Annotated in this window: 4 protein-coding genes; 3 read left to right on the forward strand and 1 reads right to left on the reverse strand. The window is 72.6% G+C overall.

Annotation, left to right across the window (positions count from 1 at the left end; all coding sequences use genetic code 11):
- A partial coding sequence (locus tag Q0L15_RS16995) for an SDR family NAD(P)-dependent oxidoreductase (protein WP_296605636.1) occupies positions 1-661 on the reverse strand: 661 nt, incomplete at its 3' end.
- Positions 662-733: 72 nt separating this feature from the next.
- Here Q0L15_RS16995 and lexA point away from each other — a divergent pair.
- The 3 genes from lexA to Q0L15_RS17010 all read left to right on the forward strand — a co-directional run.
- A complete protein-coding gene (lexA, locus tag Q0L15_RS17000) occupies positions 734-1,471 on the forward strand; it encodes a transcriptional repressor LexA (RefSeq protein WP_296605637.1) in 738 nt (245 codons plus the stop codon).
- 101 nt (positions 1,472-1,572) lie between these two features.
- On the forward strand, positions 1,573-2,418 hold the full coding sequence (locus Q0L15_RS17005; RefSeq protein ID WP_296605638.1) for a phosphatase PAP2 family protein: 846 nt from the start codon (positions 1,573-1,575) through the stop codon (positions 2,416-2,418).
- A 63-nt stretch (positions 2,419-2,481) separates the two neighbouring features.
- The coding region (locus Q0L15_RS17010) for a PhoD-like phosphatase N-terminal domain-containing protein (protein WP_296605639.1) at positions 2,482-3,099 on the forward strand (618 nt) is incomplete at its 3' end.

Raw genomic sequence — 3,099 nt, forward strand, 5'->3', positions numbered from 1 at the left:
CGTCCACGGTGAGGATGCGTCCACCCGAGTGGACGAGCGCCGCCCCCAGGCCCCCGGGACGTTGCGCGTCGAGCATCGCCGTACGCACGCCGTCGGGGCACAGCGCGTGCACCCGGACGTTGCGCGGCGTCTCGACCGCGACCGACATCGAGGCCGAGACGATCGCGGCCTTGGTGGCGGCGTACACGCTGTAGCCCGGCACCGGGCCGAGACCGGAGAGCGAGGCGGTGTTGACGACGTCGCCGCCGCGCGCGCCGAACGCCTCGATCGCCGCGCGCATCCCCCACAGGGTCCCGAGGAGGTTGACCTCGACCAGCCGGCGCACCGCCTCGTCCGAGAGGTCGCCGATCAGGCCGTCGTCACCGACGCCCGCGTTGTTGAACCACGCGACGAGCTCGCCGTGCCCGGCGGCCGCCGCGGCGACCTCGCGGTGCGCGTCGGGGTCGCGTACGTCGAGCCCGCGCCCCTCGACCGCGCCGATCTCCTCGGCGCACCGGCGGGCTCCGGCCTCGTCGACGTCGCCGACGACGACGGCGTACCCGGCCGCCACCAGCCGCTCCGCGATCCCGCGTCCGATGCCGCGCGCCCCGCCGGTCACCACGGCGCTGCGCCCTGCTCCACCTCGCCCTGCCCCACCTCGCCCGGAGGCCCCAGATGTCATGGCAGCAGTGTGGCCGACACGCCGTTCGAACAGGTGTTTGAACGTCGCGGCGAACCTGGCTACCGTGCTCCCATGGCCTCGCCGAAGACAAGCAAGAAGACCGGCCCGCGGGTCGCCGAGCTCCCCGACGGCCCGCCCGACGCCACCGGGCTCACGCCGCGACAGCAGCGCGTGCTCGCGCACATCAAGGACTCCATCGAGAAGCGCGGCTACCCGCCCTCGATGCGCGAGATCGGCGAGGCGGTCGGCCTGACGAGCTCCTCGAGCGTGGCCCACCAGCTCAAGACGCTCGAGGAGAAGGGCTTCCTCAAGCGCGACCCCCACCGTCCCCGCGCGCTGGAGGTCTTCCTCCCCGAGGTGATGGCGGCCCGTCGCTCCATGTCGGCGGCCGAGGAGAGCTCCTTCGACGAGACCGGCGTGGGCGACGCGCTCCCGACGGCGCGCTACGTGCCCGTCGTCGGCCGGATCGCTGCCGGTGGCCCGATCCTGGCCGAGGAGCGCATCGAGGAGGTCTTCCCGCTCCCCCGCGAGCTCGTCGGCGACGGCCAGCTGTTCCTGCTCGAGGTGCGCGGCGACTCCATGATCGAGGCGGCGATCTGCGACGGCGACTACGTCGCGATCCGCCAGCAGCCCACCGCCGAGAACGGCGAGATCGTGGCCGCGATGATCGACGGCGAGGCCACCGTCAAGACCCTCCAGCGCAAGGACGGAAATGTGTGGCTCCTGCCTCACAACCCGGCCTACGATCCCATCGACGGCACCCATGCCACCATCTTGGGTAAGGTGACAGCGGTGCTACGACGGGTCTGATCCGTCCCCCCGTGGTCGGGGAGACACCTGATCGGACCCTGGTGCTGAGTCCGGGGGCATCCCGGATGCCACGGGGAGGCTGCATGAACAACGCTGGTGCTGTGTCGACAGCATCCGCGCTCGCCCGCACCCAGTCCATGCCTCGCTGGGCGCGCGGGCTCTTCGAGCTCGTCCTGATCATGGGCCTGTGGGTCCTCTACAGCCTGGCCCGGCTGCTGGCCGACACGAACATGCAGCCCGCGCTCCAGCGCGCCAACGAGCTGCTCGACATCGAGGGCCTGATCGGCATCCAGTGGGAGGTGCCGCTCAACCGGCTCTTCACCGACTACCGGTGGATCGGCCTGCTGGGCAGCTACTGGTACGCCACCCTCCACTACGTGGTCACCGCCGGCGTGCTGATCTGGCTCTGGCGCCTGGGCGCCGACCGCTACGGACCGGCCCGCCGCGCGCTGGTCATCGGGACCCTGATGGGCCTGCTGGCCTACATCTCCCTCCCCACGGCCCCGCCGCGGTTCATCGGCGGGTACGTCGACGTCCTCAGCCTGCACGCGGCCGACGGCTGGTGGGGCGGCGACGCCTCCGCACCGCGCGGCCTGGGCGGCCTGACCAACGAGCTGGCGGCGTTCCCCTCGCTGCACGCCGGGTGGTCGCTGTGGGTCGCGCTCGCGCTGCAGATCTACGCCTCGCGCAAGTGGGTGCGCACCCTCGGCTGGCTCTACGCCCTCGGCACCGCCATCGTCATCGTCGGCACCGGCAACCACTGGGTCATCGACGCGATCGTCGGCTGGATGGTCATCATCGCCGGGTGGGCCGCCGCCGAGGCGATGGGCCGGGTCCCGATCGAACGGATCCCGATCCTGCGGATGTTGCACAGGCGGCCGCAGGGTGAACAGGCGGTAGTCACACTCGAGGAGCTATCACCCGAGGACTCCCTCGTCGTTGACTGAGGCGTGACCTCGCCAGACACGCAGCCAGACCCGCCTGCAGACCCGCCACGACGTCCGTCCCCCGTGGACCGCCGTACCGTCCTCGGCACCGCCACGGCCGGCGCCGCCGCGCTCGCGATCGGCTCGCCGATCCTCGCGACCGTCTCCGCGGCCGACGCGCTCGAGGCGCCCCGGCGCGGGCGCGTGTTCCGCCACGGCGTCGCCTCCGGCGACCCGCTCCCCGACGCGGTGCTGATCTGGACCCGGCTCACGCCGACGCCGGCGAGCACGCCCGGCTCCGGGAAGGGCCCGCGGGTGGAGGTGGCCTGGGAGGTCGCGGCGGACGCGCGATTCCGCCGGGTCGTGCGCCACGGCCGGTTCCAGACCGGACCGGGCCGCGACCACACGGTCAAGGTCGACGTGACCGGCCTCGAGCCGGAGACCTGGTACCACTACCGCTTCACATACGACGGGATCACCAGCCCCGTCGGCCGCACCCGCACCGCCCCTCCCGCCGACGCGACGCCCGACCACCTCCGCTTCGGCGTGGTCTCCTGCGCCAACCTGCAGGCCGGCTGGTTCTCGGCGTACCGGGGACTGGCCGAGCGCGACGACCTGCACGCGGTGCTGCACCTGGGCGACTACCTCTACGAGTACGGCCCCGGGCAGTACGGCTACGGCATCGACGACGTGGACATCCGC

This window comes from Nocardioides sp. (assembly GCF_024509035.1).
GTDB lineage: Bacteria > Actinomycetota > Actinomycetes > Propionibacteriales > Nocardioidaceae > Nocardioides.

Excerpts from the sequence above, each read along its gene's own strand:
- lexA (WP_296605637.1), top strand. The coding sequence starts at position 734 with ATGGCCTCGCCGAAGACAAGCAAGAAGACCGGCCCGCGGGTCGCCGAG.